Origin of the sequence: Arthrobacter sp. ES3-54 (assembly GCF_029504395.1) — a bacterium.
GTDB lineage: Bacteria > Actinomycetota > Actinomycetes > Actinomycetales > Micrococcaceae > Arthrobacter.
Map to the genome: position 1 here is coordinate 430,329 of NZ_JAQFIF010000004.1, position 16,275 is coordinate 446,603.

Annotated in this window: 15 protein-coding genes; 6 read left to right on the forward strand and 9 right to left on the reverse strand. The window is 65.8% G+C overall.

Annotated features, from left to right (window positions below; genetic code table 11):
- Nucleotides 1-38: 38 nt before the first annotated feature.
- The gene (gene rpsT / locus M2428_RS10520; protein ID WP_090581023.1) at nucleotides 39-299 is read right to left on the reverse strand and encodes a 30S ribosomal protein S20; all 261 of its coding nucleotides are present in this window, start codon (nucleotides 297-299) and stop codon (nucleotides 39-41) included.
- A 200-nt stretch (nucleotides 300-499) separates the two neighbouring features.
- Nucleotides 500-1,117 (reverse strand): type II toxin-antitoxin system PemK/MazF family toxin, encoded by a 618-nt coding sequence (locus M2428_RS10525; RefSeq protein ID WP_277525896.1) that lies wholly within the window; start codon nucleotides 1,115-1,117, stop codon nucleotides 500-502.
- A 230-nt stretch (nucleotides 1,118-1,347) separates the two neighbouring features.
- Here M2428_RS10525 and lepA point away from each other — a divergent pair, with 230 nt between their 5' ends.
- On the forward strand, nucleotides 1,348-3,201 hold the full coding sequence (lepA, locus tag M2428_RS10530) for a translation elongation factor 4 (RefSeq protein ID WP_277525897.1): 1,854 nt from the start codon (nucleotides 1,348-1,350) through the stop codon (nucleotides 3,199-3,201).
- 45 nt (nucleotides 3,202-3,246) lie between these two features.
- Entirely contained in the window at nucleotides 3,247-4,485 is a 1,239-nt protein-coding gene (gene hemW, locus M2428_RS10535; RefSeq protein ID WP_277525898.1) for a radical SAM family heme chaperone HemW, read from the forward strand.
- A 118-nt stretch (nucleotides 4,486-4,603) separates the two neighbouring features.
- On the opposite strand, the gene M2428_RS10540 is transcribed toward hemW, so the two are convergent.
- Nucleotides 4,604-5,023 carry a DUF4870 domain-containing protein gene (locus M2428_RS10540; protein WP_277525899.1) on the reverse strand — a complete coding sequence of 140 codons (420 nt, stop codon included), beginning with the start codon at nucleotides 5,021-5,023 and terminating at the stop codon, nucleotides 4,604-4,606.
- Nucleotides 5,024-5,166: 143 nt separating this feature from the next.
- Nucleotides 5,167-6,018, reverse strand: a complete 852-nt coding sequence (locus M2428_RS10545) for a DUF3097 domain-containing protein (protein WP_277525900.1) — start codon at nucleotides 6,016-6,018, stop codon at nucleotides 5,167-5,169.
- A gap of 329 nt (nucleotides 6,019-6,347) precedes the next feature.
- Between M2428_RS10545 and hrcA the strand changes: the two genes are divergently transcribed.
- From hrcA to M2428_RS10560, 3 genes are all read left to right on the forward strand, one after another.
- A complete protein-coding gene (hrcA, locus tag M2428_RS10550) occupies nucleotides 6,348-7,361 on the forward strand; it encodes a heat-inducible transcriptional repressor HrcA (protein ID WP_277525901.1) in 1,014 nt (337 codons plus the stop codon).
- Nucleotides 7,362-7,438: 77 nt separating this feature from the next.
- Nucleotides 7,439-8,569, forward strand: coding sequence for a molecular chaperone DnaJ (gene dnaJ / locus M2428_RS10555; RefSeq protein WP_277525902.1), 1,131 nt, complete (start codon nucleotides 7,439-7,441; stop codon nucleotides 8,567-8,569).
- 2 nt (nucleotides 8,570-8,571) lie between these two features.
- Nucleotides 8,572-9,345, forward strand: coding sequence for a 16S rRNA (uracil(1498)-N(3))-methyltransferase (locus M2428_RS10560; protein WP_277525903.1), 774 nt, complete (start codon nucleotides 8,572-8,574; stop codon nucleotides 9,343-9,345).
- A gap of 103 nt (nucleotides 9,346-9,448) precedes the next feature.
- On the opposite strand, the gene M2428_RS10565 is transcribed toward M2428_RS10560, so the two are convergent.
- From M2428_RS10565 to M2428_RS10585, 5 genes are all read right to left on the reverse strand, one after another.
- On the reverse strand, nucleotides 9,449-10,375 hold the full coding sequence (locus tag M2428_RS10565) for a GerMN domain-containing protein (RefSeq protein ID WP_277525904.1): 927 nt from the start codon (nucleotides 10,373-10,375) through the stop codon (nucleotides 9,449-9,451).
- Nucleotides 10,376-10,681: 306 nt separating this feature from the next.
- The gene (locus M2428_RS10570; protein WP_277525905.1) at nucleotides 10,682-11,800 is read right to left on the reverse strand and encodes a hypothetical protein; all 1,119 of its coding nucleotides are present in this window, start codon (nucleotides 11,798-11,800) and stop codon (nucleotides 10,682-10,684) included.
- A 193-nt stretch (nucleotides 11,801-11,993) separates the two neighbouring features.
- The gene (locus M2428_RS10575) at nucleotides 11,994-12,239 is read right to left on the reverse strand and encodes an META domain-containing protein (protein WP_277525906.1); all 246 of its coding nucleotides are present in this window, start codon (nucleotides 12,237-12,239) and stop codon (nucleotides 11,994-11,996) included.
- 588 nt (nucleotides 12,240-12,827) lie between these two features.
- Nucleotides 12,828-14,294 carry a cardiolipin synthase gene (gene cls / locus M2428_RS10580; RefSeq protein WP_277525907.1) on the reverse strand — a complete coding sequence of 489 codons (1,467 nt, stop codon included), beginning with the start codon at nucleotides 14,292-14,294 and terminating at the stop codon, nucleotides 12,828-12,830.
- A 303-nt stretch (nucleotides 14,295-14,597) separates the two neighbouring features.
- Nucleotides 14,598-15,251, reverse strand: a complete 654-nt coding sequence (locus M2428_RS10585; RefSeq protein WP_277525908.1) for a class I SAM-dependent methyltransferase — start codon at nucleotides 15,249-15,251, stop codon at nucleotides 14,598-14,600.
- A 239-nt stretch (nucleotides 15,252-15,490) separates the two neighbouring features.
- Between M2428_RS10585 and M2428_RS10590 the strand changes: the two genes are divergently transcribed.
- Nucleotides 15,491-16,006: a flavin reductase family protein gene (locus tag M2428_RS10590; RefSeq protein WP_277525909.1), complete on the forward strand. Its 516-nt coding sequence runs from the start codon at nucleotides 15,491-15,493 to the stop codon at nucleotides 16,004-16,006.
- The last annotated feature ends 269 nt before the right edge of the window (nucleotides 16,007-16,275 follow it).

The following is a 16,275-nucleotide window of genomic DNA, read 5'->3' on the forward strand; positions in this document are numbered from 1 at the left end:
TGCCGGCCACAATCATCAGTTCAAGTGAACTGGAAACCTTAGAGTGCGTTGACCTTCTTGGAGATCGCGGACTTGCGGTTTGCAGCGTTGTTCTTGTGAAGAACACCCTTGCTGACAGCCTTGTCCAGCTTGCGGCCGGCTGCAACCAGTGCGGCAGCGGCAGCATCCTTGTCGGTGGACTCAACGGCGGTGTTGACGGCGCGGATGGCCGTCTTCAGCTCGGACTTGACTGCGTTGTTGCGCAGGCGAGCCTTCTCGTTGGTCAGGATGCGCTTCTTCTGGGACTTGATATTAGCCACGTGTGAACTCTCTTTTTCAATGCGGAAAATGGTCTAGAGGGCTTTCAGATTGGCCATTGACTGAGCGGCGTGGGGATACCTATGGCGACCAACCATCTGTGGCCGTCGACCTGCACGGACACACAGCTGTAAATAATAGCAGAGATGAACGTGCAGGCACGAGTGCGGGTTGTGATCCGCCGCCCCTGGCGCCTGGCGGGTTAGCTCCAGCCGCGGCGCTCCCGCAGGGCCGCTGCGATGAGGTTGAAGCGGCCGACGTCCAGGATCGCTCCCTCGCGCCGGATGTCCTTGGCGTTGATCTGCAGAACCCGGTCCAGCTTCGCTTCGCTGGGCCGCCACTGGCGGTCCCACGGGCCCGTGCCGATGTCCACGTAGTCATCCGACCGGCGGGAGTCGCCGTCGTGGTCCTTGCTCGTCAGCATCAGGCCCAGCAGATACCGGCCGCTGGTGCCCACCAGCAGCACCGGGCGGTCCTTGCCCTGGGAAAAGTCCTCTTCATAGGGCACCCAGGTCCACACGATTTCGCCGGGCTCGGGCAGACCGTTGGGTGCGGGGGCGTAGCGGACGGCCGCCCGCCCCAGGAAGTCGCCGGGATACGTCCCGGTCAGCCCGGCGGCCGGGGCGCCGCCCGCGGCGCGGGTCGGGGCGCTGGGCCGTGTCTGGCCCGGCCGCCGCTTCGCTGCAGGTTTCGCTGCAGGTTTCCGGGCAGGTTTTGCCGCCGGTCCGCGGGTGGTGCCCGGTGGGGAGCCGCCGAGTTTGTCCAGGTAGCGGAGTGCGTCGCGGACCGCGTTGCCGATCGATCGTAAGTTCCAAGCCATGGGGAAACCATACCGGCCTCCCCCAGCGGGGGAGAGGGGAGCAGGCAGAGTTGCGCGGAGAATCCACGGGACTGACAAGAGCCCGCAACGCAATGCAGGGATGCACTGCCACCGGCCCGGACGTGGGAGACTATAGGAACGACAATTGCGCCACGTCGCAGGATGGAAAACCAGCCATCCGCGCCGACCCGTGGACAAGCCAACCTTAATGCCAACAGTAAGGACCCTGCGTGTCTCCCATGGCCCGCACCGCCCCGGTGCCCGCCGCAACAGATCCGGCCATCATCCGGAACTTCTGCATCATTGCGCACATTGACCACGGCAAATCCACACTGGCCGACCGGATGCTTCAATTCACCGGCGTCGTCCAGTCCCGTGACATGAAGGCCCAGTACCTGGACCGCATGGACATTGAGCGCGAACGCGGCATCACCATTAAATCCCAGGCCGTCCGCATGCCCTGGGAACTCGACGGCACCAGCTACGCGCTGAACATGATCGACACCCCCGGGCACGTTGACTTCACGTATGAGGTCTCCCGCTCGCTCGCGGCTTGCGAAGGTGCGATCCTGCTGGTCGACGCGGCCCAGGGCATCGAGGCCCAGACCCTCGCCAACCTCTACCTGGCGATGGAAAACAACCTCACGATCATCCCGGTCCTGAACAAGATCGACCTTCCGGCAGCCCAGCCGGAGAAGTACGCGGCGGAACTTGCCAACTTGATCGGCGGCGACCCCGACGACGTGCTCCGCGTCTCCGGCAAGACGGGCATGGGCGTCGAGGTCCTGCTGGACAAGATCGTCCGCGACCTGCCGGCCCCCGTGGGCGACCCCAACGCCCCGGCCCGCGCCATGATCTTCGACTCGGTCTACGACACGTACCGCGGTGTGGTCACCTACGTCCGCGTGGTCGACGGCATGCTGCACCCCCGCGAACGCATCCAGATGATGTCCACCCGCGCCACGCATGAGCTCCTCGAGATCGGTGTCAGCTCCCCTGAGCCCACCCCCTCCAAGGGCCTCGGCGTCGGCGAAGTCGGCTACCTCATCACCGGCGTGAAGGACGTCCGCCTGTCCAAGGTGGGCGACACCGTCACCAACCTTGCCAAGCCGGCCACCGAATCCCTCCCCGGCTATGCGGACGCCAAGCCTATGGTGTTCTCCGGCCTGTACCCGCTGGACGGCACCGACTATCCGGTGCTCCGCGATGCGCTCGAGAAGCTGATGCTCAACGATGCCGCGCTGGTGTACGAGCCCGAGACGTCCGCCGCGCTGGGATTCGGCTTCCGGGTGGGCTTCCTGGGCCTGCTGCACCTGGAAATCACCCGCGAGCGGCTCGAACGCGAGTACAACCTGGACCTGATCTCCACCGCCCCCAACGTGGAATACGAGGTGACGCTGGAGGACAAGAGAATCGTCCACGTCACGAACCCCAGCGAGTACCCCACCGGCAAAATCGCTGAAGTCCGCGAGCCGATGGTGTCCGCCACCATCCTTGCGCCGAACGAGTTTGTCGGCGCCATCATGGAGCTCTGCCAGAGCCGGCGCGGCGTCATGGGCGGCATGGACTACCTCTCCGAGGACCGGGTGGAAATCCGTTACCGCCTGCCGCTGGCCGAAATCGTCTTCGACTTCTTCGACATCCTCAAGTCCAAGACCCGCGGCTACGGCTCGCTGGACTGGAAGGCCGACGGCGAGCAGGTGGCCGACCTCGTCAAGGTGGACATCATGCTCCAAGGCGAGCAGGTTGACGCCTTCTCCGCCATCACGCACCGGGACAAGGCCTACGCCTACGGCGTCATGATGACCGGCAAGCTGCGCGAACTCATTCCGCGCCAGCAGTTCGAGGTGCCCATCCAGGCCGCCATCGGCTCCAGGATCATCGCCCGCGAAAGCATCCGCGCCATCCGCAAGGACGTCCTTGCTAAGTGCTACGGCGGTGACATCACCCGAAAGCGCAAACTGCTCGAAAAGCAGAAGGAAGGCAAGAAGCGCATGAAGATGGTGGGCCGCGTCGAAGTGCCGCAGGAAGCCTTTATCGCCGCGCTCACGACGGACGAGTCCAAGGACAAGGCCAAGAAGTAGCGGTGCTGGTAATGACTGTTGCTGCAGTATCGGCAGGCCGGGCCCGTGCCTAGCGTTCTTCCTCTCGGTGACCCGGCGCCGCCGGACGGGCTCCTGCCCGCCCAGGCGCGCGAGGGCGCCGATCAGCGCGCCTTCGGGCTGTACGTGCACATCCCGTTCTGTGCGGTCCGGTGCGGGTACTGCGACTTCAACACGTACACCGCCACCGAGTTGGGCGGCGGGGCCTCTCAGGACGCCTACGCCGCCACAGCGATCGCGGAAGTGGATTTCGCCGCCGAGGTCCTGAAGCGCAGCGGCCTGCCCGCGCGCCCGCTCAGTACGGTCTTTTTTGGCGGCGGCACGCCCACGCTGCTGCCGGCCGAGGACCTGGCGCGCATCCTCACGGCCGCGATCGGCGCCTGGGGCCTGCAGCCCGGGGCCGAGGTGACCACTGAGGCAAACCCGGATTCCGTCACCCCCGAATCACTGGAGCTACTCGCCGACGCCGGGTTCACGCGCGTGTCCTTCGGCATGCAGTCGGCCGTGCCGCACGTCCTGAAGGTCCTGGACCGCACCCACACGCCCAGCCGGGTGCCCGAAGTGGTGCAGTGGGCGCGGGATGCGGGGCTCGCGGTCAGCCTCGACCTAATTTACGGGACGCCGGGGGAGTCGCTGGAGGACTGGCGCTGCTCGCTCGAGACGGCACTGTCCTACGCCCCCGACCACATTAGCGCCTACGCCCTGATTGTTGAGGATGGCACCAAGCTTGCGGCGCAGATCCGCCGCGGCGAAGTGCCGGGAATCGACGACGACGACCACGCCGCCAAATACGAACTCGCCGACGAGCTGATTTCCGCGGCCGGGCTCACCTGGTACGAGGTCAGCAACTGGTCCCGCACTCCCGGTCAGGCCTGCCGGCACAACCTCGCCTACTGGCGGGGGGATGACTGGTGGGGCATCGGCCCCGGAGCGCACTCGCACGTGGGAGGCGTGCGGTGGTGGAACGTCAAGCACCCCACCGCCTACGCCAACCGCCTCGGCGCCGGGGTCTCACCCGCCGCCGGACGCGAAACGCTGGACACCGAAACCCGCAACGTGGAACGCGTCATGCTCGAGGCCCGGCTGAACTCCGGACTGGACATCCCGAGCCTGGGCGGCCTGGGGGACACCGGCCGGCACGCCGTCGCGGGTCTGATTGCCGACGGCCTGGTGGATCCCGCGGCCGCTTTCAAGGGCCGGCTCATCCTCACGCTCAAGGGCCGGCTGCTGGCCGACGCCGTGGTCCGCAGGATCCTGCCGGATTGAGCGGGCCGACCCGGGCACTACAGCCCAGCCGGACACAGCGTTGCAGCCGCACATGAAAAGAGCCGGCCGCTAGCCCTGACGGGCAGCGGCCGGCTCTCTTGCTTGCGTCCGGGCTGGGCTACTTGATCCAGCGCAGGTTGAACTCGTAGCGGTGCGGCTGGCCGCGGTTGACGTGGATGCCTGCCGCCACCGAGAAGCACGTCACGGCGATCCAGATCACCGTGGCGAGCACGGCGAAGAGGTTGCCCACCACGGGAATGAAGACGAGCAGATTGGCGAGCACCGCGGCGAGGGTCGGCGGCAGCGTGAAATTGAGGGCTTCCTTGGATTCCTGCGCCGTGAACGGGCCGCGGTCCTTGAAGATCAGATAGATCAGCAGCGACGGCACGCAGCCCAGGATGCCGCCGAAGTGCGCCAGCGTGGCCCACTGCCGGTCCTCGCTGGCCGTCAGCGGGAGTGCATTTGCCGGAACGCCATGGTACGGGGGCTGACCCTGGCCGGCCTGGTTGCCCGTCTGTTCGCGTGCGTTATCTGCCACGGTGAAGCCCTTCGGATTGCGGTGATGCGTTGCTGCCTGGGTTGTGCTGGACTAGCCGGAACCGTGCTGGGAGCGCGGCCGCCGTTCCAAGAATACTTGCTCCGGCGCGGAAATGGAGATCAGGGAGCGTCCGCCGCGGCAAACTAGGGCACGGTGAGGAAGTCAATGACCTCTTCCACGCGGCCCAGCAGGGACGCCTCCAGGTCTGCATAGCTGCGGACAGCCCCCAACAGTTTCTGCCAGCCGAGGCCGACGTCCTCCTTTGTGGAGTGGGGCCACCCGAAAGCCATCAGGATGCCTGTCTTCCAGTCGACGCCGCGGGGGATCACGGGCCACTTTTCGATACCCAGGACCGCAGGCCGGATGGCCTGCCACACATCCACATAGGGGTGGCCCACAATCAGGACGTTGCCGGCGGCGCCCGGTGACGCCATAACGGCGTCGGCGATCCGTGACTCCTTGGAGTTGGGCACCAGGTGGTCCACGAGGACGCCGAGGCGGCGGCCGGGGCCCGGACCGAACTCCGCCACGGCGCCCGCGAGGTCGTCGATGCCGTGCAGGGGTTCGACGACGATGCCCTCCACGCGGAGATCATCGCCCCAGACCTTCTCCACCAGCTCGGCGTCGTGTTTTCCCTCCACCCAGATGCGGCTGGCCTTGGCCACCTGGGCGCGGTGCCCCGCCACCCGGACCGAGCCCGACGCCGTGCGGCCGGCACCGGCGGCCGGCGCCGCCTTCTTCGGGGCCGGCGGCATCAGCCGGATAGGCTGGCCCTCCAACAGGAAGCCGAAGCCGAGGCGGAAGGACCGGGACTTGCCCCGTCGGTCCTCCAGCGCCACCACATGCATGCCGCCGGACTTCTCCACCCGGGTCACGGCTCCCACCCAGCCGGACTGGACCTCCTCGAGGACCATCCCGCGTTCCACCGGGACCTCCGGCAACTGGGTCTTGGCGGGGGCGGACAGGTCCTGGGGTCCCCAGTTCTGGTACGACATCTCTACACGCTTACTTTGCACTCGGAATGTACGGCGGTCGGTGGAACTCTCCGGGTCCGGAACCGGGCCGCGGTGGCGCGGCAACGGCAGCGGCTGCCACTGTCCCGGCACCTGCGTGACGGGAATCGCGGCCCCGCGGGCCACGCCTGGAGCGAATCCAATGCTAACAACGCGGCGACTCATATTAGACTGGTTAGCACTTAGGCATGTCGAGTGCTAACCCTTGTCCCAAAGACGGCCGTCTCTGTATTACCTCTGGTACTACTTCTGGACGCGAACGGGACAACGCGGGCGGCACCGGCTGCGGGACCGTCGATTGGAGGTGGAGCGTGAGCGAACCGCGCAAACTCGAAGTGCTGCGCGCCATCGTGGAGGACTACGTCCATTCGCGTGAGCCCGTTGGTTCCAAAGCGCTCGTCGAGCGGCATCATCTCGGCGTGTCCAGCGCCACGATCCGAAATGACATGGCGGCGCTGGAAGACGAAGGCCTGATCACGGCGCCGCACACCAGCGCCGGCCGGATCCCCACCGACAAGGGCTACCGGCTCTTCGTCGACCAGATCTCAGCGGTGAAGCCGTTGTCCCAGGCCGAGCGCCGGGCCATCCAGGCGTTGCTGGAAGGATCCGAGGACCTCGACGACATCCTCGACCGGACCGTGAGGCTCCTCTCCCACCTGACCAACCAGGTCGCCGTCGTGCAGTATCCGCTCCTCAGCCGCGCCAGGGTGCGGCACATAGAGTTTGTGCTGCTCGCCCCCCGGAAGGTGCTGATTGTCCTCATCGCGGACACCGGCAAAGTGGAGCAGCGCGTCATCGACGTCGGGCAGGACATTCCCGACGACGCCCTTGCGGAGCTGCGCACGCGCTTCCTGGCGAGCCTCTCCGGAACCCCGCTGAGCCTGTTGCCCCAGCTGCTGCCCGCCGTCGTCGCCAGCGGCCCGCCCGCGCGCCGTGGTCCGGCGCAGGCGCTGGCCCGCGGCCTGGAGGCCCTGGCCACCAGCAGCCGCGAAGAGCGCATGGTCATGGCCGGGACGGCGAATCTGGCGCGATCCAATGTGGACTTTCCGCTCAGCATCGGCCCCGTGCTGGAGGCGCTCGAGGAGCAGGTGGTAATGCTCCGCCTGCTCAGCGAAATGGCCGAAGACCCGCGCGGTGTTACCGTCAGCATCGGCCGGGAAAACCCCTACGACGGTCTCGCCGAGGCCTCGGTGGTGGCCACCGCCTACGGGCCGGACGCCACGGCCAAGGTCGGCGTCCTTGGACCCACCCGGATGGACTATCCAACCACCATGGCCGCCGTCCGCGCGGTGGCCCGTTACCTTTCGAGGATCCTGGGGCCCTGACGGCCCCGGGACCAACGCGACTTCTTGCCCCACAGGCAGTGCCCCACCGGCAGTACAAAAAGGAAGAGATACAAACTTTGACCAGCCACTATGACGTTCTTGGAGTCTCCCGCGACGCAACGGGGGAGGAGATCAAGAAGGCCTACCGGAAACTGGCCCGGACCCTGCACCCGGACGTGAACCCGGGAGAAGACGCCTCGGACCGGTTCAAGGCCGTCACCCACGCCTATGAGGTCCTCTCCGATCCGCAGAAGCGCCGGGTGTATGACACCACCGGCAACGAGAACGGCACCGACAACGGCTTCGGCGGCGGCAGCTACTCGGGCCAGGGCTTCGCCTTCCAAGACATCTTCGAGACCTTCTTCGGGGCGGGCGGCGGCCAGGGTGGCCCGGCGTCCCGGGTCCGCCGCGGCCAGGACGCGCTGATCAGCGTGCGGATTGACCTCCGCGACGCGGTGTTCGGCGTAAACAAGAAGCTCGAGGTTGACACGGCTGTCATCTGCCCGACGTGCGAGGGTTCCTGCTGCCGCGAGGGCACCCACCCGGTGCGCTGCGACATCTGTGGCGGCAGTGGCCAGGTCCAGCGCGCTGTGCGCTCCATCCTGGGCCAGGTCATGACCTCGGCCCCGTGCGGATCCTGTGAGGGCTTCGGCACCGTCATCAAGGACCCCTGCAACGAATGCAACGGCCAGGGCCGGATCCGCAGCCGCCGCTCACTGACCGTCAAGGTACCGGCTGGCGTTGGCACGGGCACCCGCATCCAGTTGTCCGGCCAGGGCGAGGCGGGCCCCGCCGGCGGTCCGGCCGGTGACCTGTACGTGGAGATCCGGGTCAACAACGACGCCACGTACGTCCGCGACGGCGACGACCTGCACGCGAGCCTCAACATCCCCATGACGGCCGCGGCGCTCGGCACCGAAATTAGCCTCGACACCTTCGACGGGCAGCAGGAGATCGACGTCAGGGCCGGCACCCAGTCGGGCGAGATCATCACCCTGCGAGGCCTTGGTGTCACCCATCTGCGCGGCCACGGGCGCGGTGACCTGAAAGTGCACCTGCAGGTCGAAACGCCCGGCAAGCTCGATGCCGCCCAGGAAGACCTGCTCCGCCAACTGGCCAAGCTGCGCGGCGAACACTTCACAGCCGGAAAGCTCGCGGCCAGCGGCGGCGTCTTCGCCAAACTCCGGGACCGGCTCGGTAACCTGTAGCGGTGAGTAACCCGGTCTTCTTCACCGCCCCCGGCACGTTGGACCAGCAGGTCCCCGGCTCCGCCTTCGTCTTGGAGGGCGCTGAGGCCCGCCACGCCGTCACCGTCAAGCGGATCGCCGTCGGCGAGGCCGTGGACATCGCCGACGGTGCGGGTAAACGGCTGACCGGCACGGTGACCGCCGCCCTGCCCGGTGAGCTGACCGTCGAATGCCTCGACCTTGCCGATGAGCCGCGGCCCGGGACCCGGCTGGTCCTGGTCCAGGCCCTCGCCAAAGGCGACCGCGACGAACTTGCGGCGGAAACAGCCACCGAGCTGGGCATCGACGCCGTCATTCCCTGGCAGGCGGAGCGGTCCATTGTGCGGTGGAAGGCTGAACGGGCCGCGAAGGCGCACGCCAAATGGCAGTCGGTGGTGACGGCAGCTGCCAAGCAGGCGCGCCGCGCCTGGATTCCGGAGGTCCGGGCGGCGGTCGACGGCGCCGGGCTGCAGGCGGCCGTGGCGGCCGCAGACCTCGCAGTCATCCTGCACGAAGATGCCGTCCGCCCGCTGCGGCAAGTACTGGAATCATGGCTGGAAACCGCGATGCCTGGCGACGCCGGGTCCCGTGAAGTGCTGCTGATCGTAGGTCCCGAGGGCGGCATCAGCCCGCGGGAGGTGACCAGGTTGTGCGACGCAGGGGCGGTCACGGCCCTGTTGGGGCACCATGTGCTGCGCTCGTCCACCGCCGGGCCCGCCGCCACCGTGCTGGCCAGCGACGTCCTCGGCCGCTGGTGACCGGCAGCCGGCGTGGCGGCTTCCTGACGTGAAGGCTATTGGACGCGTAAGAGTATTTGATGTGCCAGGCTATTTGGCTCGCAGGACTATTTGATGCGCCAGACTATTTAACAGTGAAGCCGCGGGTGTCCTGGAACACTTCCTTGGCGCTGTCGGACGCGTCCACCTGGGACACGCGGACTTCGTAGTTGCCCGGGCCGAGGTTCACGGACAAGGTGAACAACCCGGACTGGGTGGAGTCGGCCGAGGCGGTGGCGTTGCCGTTGAGATAGGCGGTCTTGGCGTTGTCGCCGTCGCCGTCTACCTTGAGGATCGCCCAGCGGAGCTTTCCGCCCTGGACGGTGCTCCGGCCGCTGACCTTGACCGACCCGTCGGCCACTGACGTGCCCTCCTGCGGATCGATGATCCACACAGGTGCCACCATCCCGGCGCCGCGGGAGGTCGGCTCGCCCAGCCGGACGTGGTTGAAGGCCACGTAGTCCGTGTGACCGTCAACCAGCACAACCACCTGGGCCTGCTGTCCGGCATCGATGAGCCCCGCGCTGGCCGCGGCAGCCGTCGCCGTGTAGACGAGCTGCTGGATGGCTCGCTCAGCCATGGCCGCATCCACGTTGCTGTTGAAGGCATCCGCGGAGACATCCACCGTGATGACATTCTTGCCGGAAATCGACGTCGCCAGCTTCTTCGGGTTCTGCCACGGCGTGAAGAAATCCGGGTCCAGCGGCGTCTGGGACATCATCACCCGAAGGGCGCGGGTGACGGGGTTGTCCTGATCCGGAACGTCACGGAACTCGCGGTAGAGAAACGCGTTGTCGTTGCTCCTGCCGATCCAATACACCGGAGCCTTGTTCGACGTCTGGGCTGTTTCGAGCGGAGCGCTGGTGGTGGGGATGCCCGACGCCGGCACCGGAATGAGCTCCGACGGGCTGCTGGAGTTCGTGATGCCGCTCTGTGGTGTCGCCACGCAGCCGGACAGGAGGAGGGCGGCGGGCACCGCCAGCGCCAGCGCGGCGCGGCGGACGCGCCCCACCGTTGAGTGCTGAACTTCACGCTTCCTGATGCCGCTGTCCCTTCTTGCGCCCCGCGTTCCGCGGCGATGATCTGTTTGTAGCCGTCCTGGACCGCCGGTGGCCGCGCATCCTTCACCTGCCCGGAGAGCGGCCCGGCGATCCTGGGACAGCGGGATTCCAGCATGGCACACGGGCGCGGCGCGACAGCCGGGTTTCGGTCCCGGCGCCGGAACTGCAACGGGAACGATATGAGGACGATACAAAGTTGATACCTAATTCCCGCGAGTCATAGGTTCCTAGCACCGGGGCGGAAGGCCGGCACAGGCCTATCCCGCGATCAGCTCCCGGACCGGCCCCTCGTGCAGGGCCAAGTAGACATCGTCCCGGATCTGATTCGCCTCTGGATCTGTCATGGTCCGAACGAGAGGACGCAGCACCAGACGTATCAATGCATTGGCCTGACCCTCGCAGATACGAAGTCGTTCCTGCGCTGTTACGGGGAGATCTCTATAGGAAGTCAGGGCCAGGAGTTCGACGCTTTCCAGGTCCTCGGCCTTCGCACCTAATGCTGTTCGCACCCGGTCGCCGAGCACTTCAGTATCCATGTCCGCGGGCACCACAATGGAAATGTCTCTGCGGATGGGGGGCATTTGAGAGACCGGTTTCCAGCGGGACAGGTCCAACATCTGCTTTTCGATTCGCTCTTCGGCAGATCGCAGCAACCGGATGTCAGGGATGCCTTTGCGGAGCATCAAGGCCCGGTCCAAACCCATCCCTAGTGCCAGTCCAGACCACCTTGCAGGGTCCAGGCCAGCTTCGGAGAAGAGATGAGGCGCCAGGAGCCCGCATTCTGCTAGTTCGAGCCACTCGCCGTCCATGAGGACATCGACCTGCAGGCCTTCTCTGGTGTAGGGATGGACGGCCGGAACTGCGCGCCATCGGGCCCCCGGAAGCACCGCCTGCACCAGCGATCCGATCATCTCCTGCAGGTTGTCGGCGCCGAGTTGTCCGCGCGAGCTGACGCGCCACAGGTCGACCTGGTGGGGAGTTCCCACGTGGGTGCGGTCGATGCTGTCGCGTCGATAGACCAGACCGGGGACGGCCCAGAGCTCGTCCATGGAGGCATCGTCGTCCAGCGCCCGCAGCTGCGACGGGATGGAAGCCGACGTGTGGCTGCGGAGCATGACCGTAGGGCTGAGGTAGCGGGAGTATCTTTGATCCCGCGTCACGTCCGACGCGCTGAACCCCAAGCGATCGTAGTTGTCGGCCACACTCACCAGGGGGCTGTGGCGGACGATTCGTTGTGGCACTCCCCATTCACGGCACAGAGCGTCGATGATGCCCTGCAACAGCGTCTGCATCGCATGGGGCCGGCCGTCCGGATCTGAAAGATCGCGGATGGTCAACGCGTCGTGGAGCTCGGAGGGGCGGAGATAAGTGAGCATGGCGGGTCCTCGTGTTCGGATTCGAGTGGTGGGCTATCCCCCGACTCAACCCGGCGCCAGGACCTAGGCGCGCGCCTCAGAGCCCTCGCGACCGGAGACCGGTCGGGGGCAGATAAATCGACGCGTAGAGAGCATGCGACGACTATACCCCCAGCGCACCCAGCGCGTTGCCTCGGCTCAGGGCGGTCTGGTTCTAGTTGGCTCTGAGCGTCAGTGTGTCGGGTCCGCTCGTCCAGTTGAGCGCTCCGCCGGCAGACGTCATCTCGATGGGGCGCTGCAGGAACTGCAGGACCCACTGCTCCTGGGCTCCAGCGCCGTCGGCACATCCCATGGCGCCGACGGCAATGTCCCCGACGTGGAGCGTATTTCCACTGATCGTCGCGGGACCGCCCACCGGGTTGCATGGAGTCTTGACCGCCAGTTGGAGGGACCCAGCCACAGTGGTTAGCTGCACGGTCACTGCGCCGGACGCCAACCAGGGAAGATTTTTGCCATTGGCTGTGCCGGAGACGCTGGCATATGGGGAACAGGAGGCAGACGGCAGGAACGGCGCGCAGGCTTCCACGGGGGCCTTGGAGACTGTCTGTGGATCTAGGGGAGCGGCGGACGGAGTGGGGCCGGCCGTCCCGGGACCGCCCGTGATCCCGGCGGCACAGGACGTCATGAGAATCCCGCACAGCAGGACGGCAGACACGCATCGCCAGAACTGAGTGCGCTTCATCGTGCTCCCCCCGACGGCCGACATTTTGTCGGAGCCTATTCCATGTCTCCATCATGCCGTGGCCGGCGCAACGGCCTCGGGGCCGCCCGACTGTTTCCCTGCTATGTCGTTGATTTCACAGGAGACTAACCCGTGGGTCAAGACCTGAGAATGTTCAATTCCCCGGCCGGCTCGAATCCCAGCCGTGCGTATACGTTCCGTGATTCGGCGGAGGGGGAAAGCACCATCCGTACGGCTTTGATGCTTTGCGAGAACTGGATCGAGCAGGTGGTTGCCGACATCTCGCGGACGGCGTGAGGCCGGGCCCTATTGGAGGGCCGCGGTCAGGCGCGCCAGGTTGTCGAATACCTTTTGGGCTATGGGCCGCCGGTTCCAGTCCTCGAGCTGCAGCTCCCGGCTTTCCAGGCGGTACCCGTCTTCGATCCCGCGAATTGCGTCCACAAAAGCGCGCCCGTGCACAAGTACGGATACCTCCATGTTGAGGCTGAAGGAACGGACATCCATGTTGCTGGACCCAATCACCGCAACCTCCTCATCGATGGTGAAGTGCTTCGAGTGCAGCACCTTGGGCGCCCGGTAAAGGTAGATCCTGACGCCGGCGCGGAGCAGTGCCTCGTAGTAGGAACGCTGCGCGTGGTAGACCATGCTCTGGTCTCCGACCTCGGAAACAAAGAGCTCGACGCTTAGCCCCCGTGCTGCTGCCGTGACAATAGCCATCAGGATGGATTCGTCGGGGACAAAGTATGGACTGGTGATGCTGACCCGCCGCTCCGCTTTGTGGATGAGCGTCGCGTAGAGCTTCAAATTGTTGTCGTTGTCAAAGCTGGGACCGCTGGGAAGGACTTGTGCGTCAATGAGCGCAGAATTATGGCTGACGCCTATAGGGCTTGTATCCAGTGGCAGTATCACATCCGTTTCGCTGTACCAGTCCGTCGCGAAGACCGCATCCAGCTCCCGGACCACAGGTCCCTCGACGCGCATCATCAGCTCGTGCCACTGGAGCCCGCGCTTCAGGTTGGCCTTCGTGTCGTAGCTCGCGTCGATGACGTTCTGGGAACCGGTGAATCCCACGCGGCCATCGACGACGAAGATCTTCCGGTGATTGCGCAGGTCCGGCCTCTGCCATTCGCCACGCCACGGCCGCACCGGCAGCATGGGGCGATATTCCGCCCCTATCTCCTGGAGGAAGTCCAGGGTTTCTTTCCGGCCGGGGAACTTCAGTCCAGCCAGATGGTCGGACAAGACCCGGACGTCGACGCCGCGTTGTCTCGCCCGGGCCAACGCTTGAAAAAACGGCCCCGTCGTTGCGTCCAGCACCAGGATGTAAAACTCCACGTGCACGTAGCTGGTGGCCGAATCAATCTCAGCGATCATGGCATCGAAAGTGCCGTTGTAGTCGCCCAACAGGGTCGCACTGTTGCCCGCGACCATAGGGAGCGCCCCCAGGTTGCTGTTCAACACCACCGCCGATTGCAGCCACTCCGGCCAGTCAAGGCCGCGGCTAACCAGCGGGCTGCCTTCAGTCCGCGCCAGGACCAGATTGTTGACTTCGCGCTGTTTGTCCCGGCGCGCCTTGGGCAGTTTCGAGTAACCGACAAAGAAATACGCGACGGCACCAAGGATCGGTATGAAAATTATGGCGAGTACCCAGGCAATAGCAGAGGACGGACGGCGATTCATCGACACGAGGACAGCTGCGACGGTCACAAGGAGTATGTGGGCCGCCAGCAGGAGCAAGGCGTACGTTTCAATGTCTTGGAAGAATCCGCGCACTGTTGCCTCAACGTTCTTCGATGCCGCGAACGCCGTCAGACAAGCACACGGTTCTTGATTCTTTCTAACTCTTCAGCGCTGACGGCTCCAGCGTCCAGGGGTTCCTTGGCTTTGGAAATCCAGAAAATATCCCAAAAGTTTTCCCAGGGACTCATTTGTCATTCCCGCTCTCAAAGATGCGCCGACTTTGGTGCGAGGCGTTCTCGCTTCCCGGACGGTCCGTCCTTCAGCCCTGCCAGTGCAGGGTAAGACCATTGTTGGCGTCAATCCCGGCAGGGGCCTCACCCGCTACGGGTGAAATCCCTAGGAGGCGACGAAAGGTTTGTCGACGAGTATGGCGGCCTGCGGGTGTTTCTCAACGGACCTCGCTGAGCGCACAAGCTGGGCGCGCATCACAAATCCTTGCTCGGTGAACCGGAGGGCCACGTCGTCGGGGGCGTGCAGTTCTGCACGGAGTTGGACGTCGTGTCCGTAAGCCCGGTCAATAGTGTGGTGACCGGTGCCGGCGTGTAAGGCGACGAGCGCCGAGCCGCCCGGGCGGAGCGCTCTCCAGAACTCGCGGGCGATCGCCGGCAGGGCCGTCGGGGGCGAATGGATGATCGAATACCAGGCCAGGACGCCGTCTGCGGCGGCGTCGGCCACCGGCAGCTCGGTCAGCTCTCCCACTTCGAACAACAGCTCGGGATGCAGCCGTTGCGCGACCCGGACCATTTCCGGCGACAGGTCGACGCCGCTGACGTTCAGTCCGGCGCGGCTCAGGTAGCTGGTCATTCGTCCGGCACCGCATCCGACGTCGATCACCTGCCGGTCCGCCGTGGCGCGCATGTGGCCGACGAAGTGGTCCACCATGGCCATGTCCAGTGCTGCCTCGAAGGTGGTATCCGGAATCACCGTTGAATATGCCTCGGCAACTGTGTCATACGCGGATCTGACGTCCATCAGGTTCTCGTTTGCCATCGACCGAGCCTAGCGTCCGCGGCCGGCGAACCCCAGTCGCCCGGAAGCGCCCGGCAGCCCGCGGTCCTTGACCCGGGGGCCTCGGGGGTCGGCAGACTCCTTGGGGCGGTGCCGAATTCTTACGTCATGCAACGGGTGCGTGACGCGCTGTGTCGCTGCGCGACTGTGCGTTGCAGCCGGGCTTGGGAACCCGGGTCAGCGGTGGTTGATTGGGGTTTCCAGCGTCGAAAGGACCCGCCATGACGGAACACTCTGACCTCAGCCCCAAGACACTCCGCCACATTCTCGGACACTTCGCCACCGGCCTGACGGTGATTACGGCGGCAACAAAGCACGGGCCGGCCGGATTTACGTGCCAGTCCTTCTCCTCCCTGTCCCTGGAGCCTGCCCTCATCACTTTCAGTCCGGCGCGGACGTCCAGCACCTGGCCGCTGCTGCGTGAGGCGGGCCGGTTTACGGTGAACATCCTGCCCGCAGAACATCTGCATCTGGCGGGGCAGTTCGCGCGGTCAGGAACGGATAAGTTCGCGGGCGTTGACCACTGGCCCTCGCCCCTGGGCAACCCGGTCCTGGACCAGGCGCTGGCCTGGGTGGACTGCGAACTGCATCAGGAGTACGACGGCGGCGACCACACGATCGTCGTCGGCGCCGTCCGCGCCCTGGGCGCCCGTCCCGACGCTGAGCCCCTGATCTTCTACAAGGGAGACTATGTGGGCGTCCGGTCCCGCGCCGGCGCGCTGGAGAGCGTGGCATGACCAGGCTGCAGCCACTGTTTCGTTTGTGGGCGGGCTGGCCCTTGACGGCGGCACAGCCGGCTCGGCCGGGCCACGGGGACGATTTGGAGCCGGAGAATGCGCAAAAGTCGTTCCCGGCAACCGGCGCCCACTGGCTGGATGGGTGGGTCATCTTCGGAAACACCTACGTGTAGCGCCCGACGCCGGATCCCCGTACGGCGTCGGGCGCGCCGTGCTGGCGTAAGATGGAAGGACCCGTTGACCCCGGCCGCGCGCGGTGCGAACCGCCG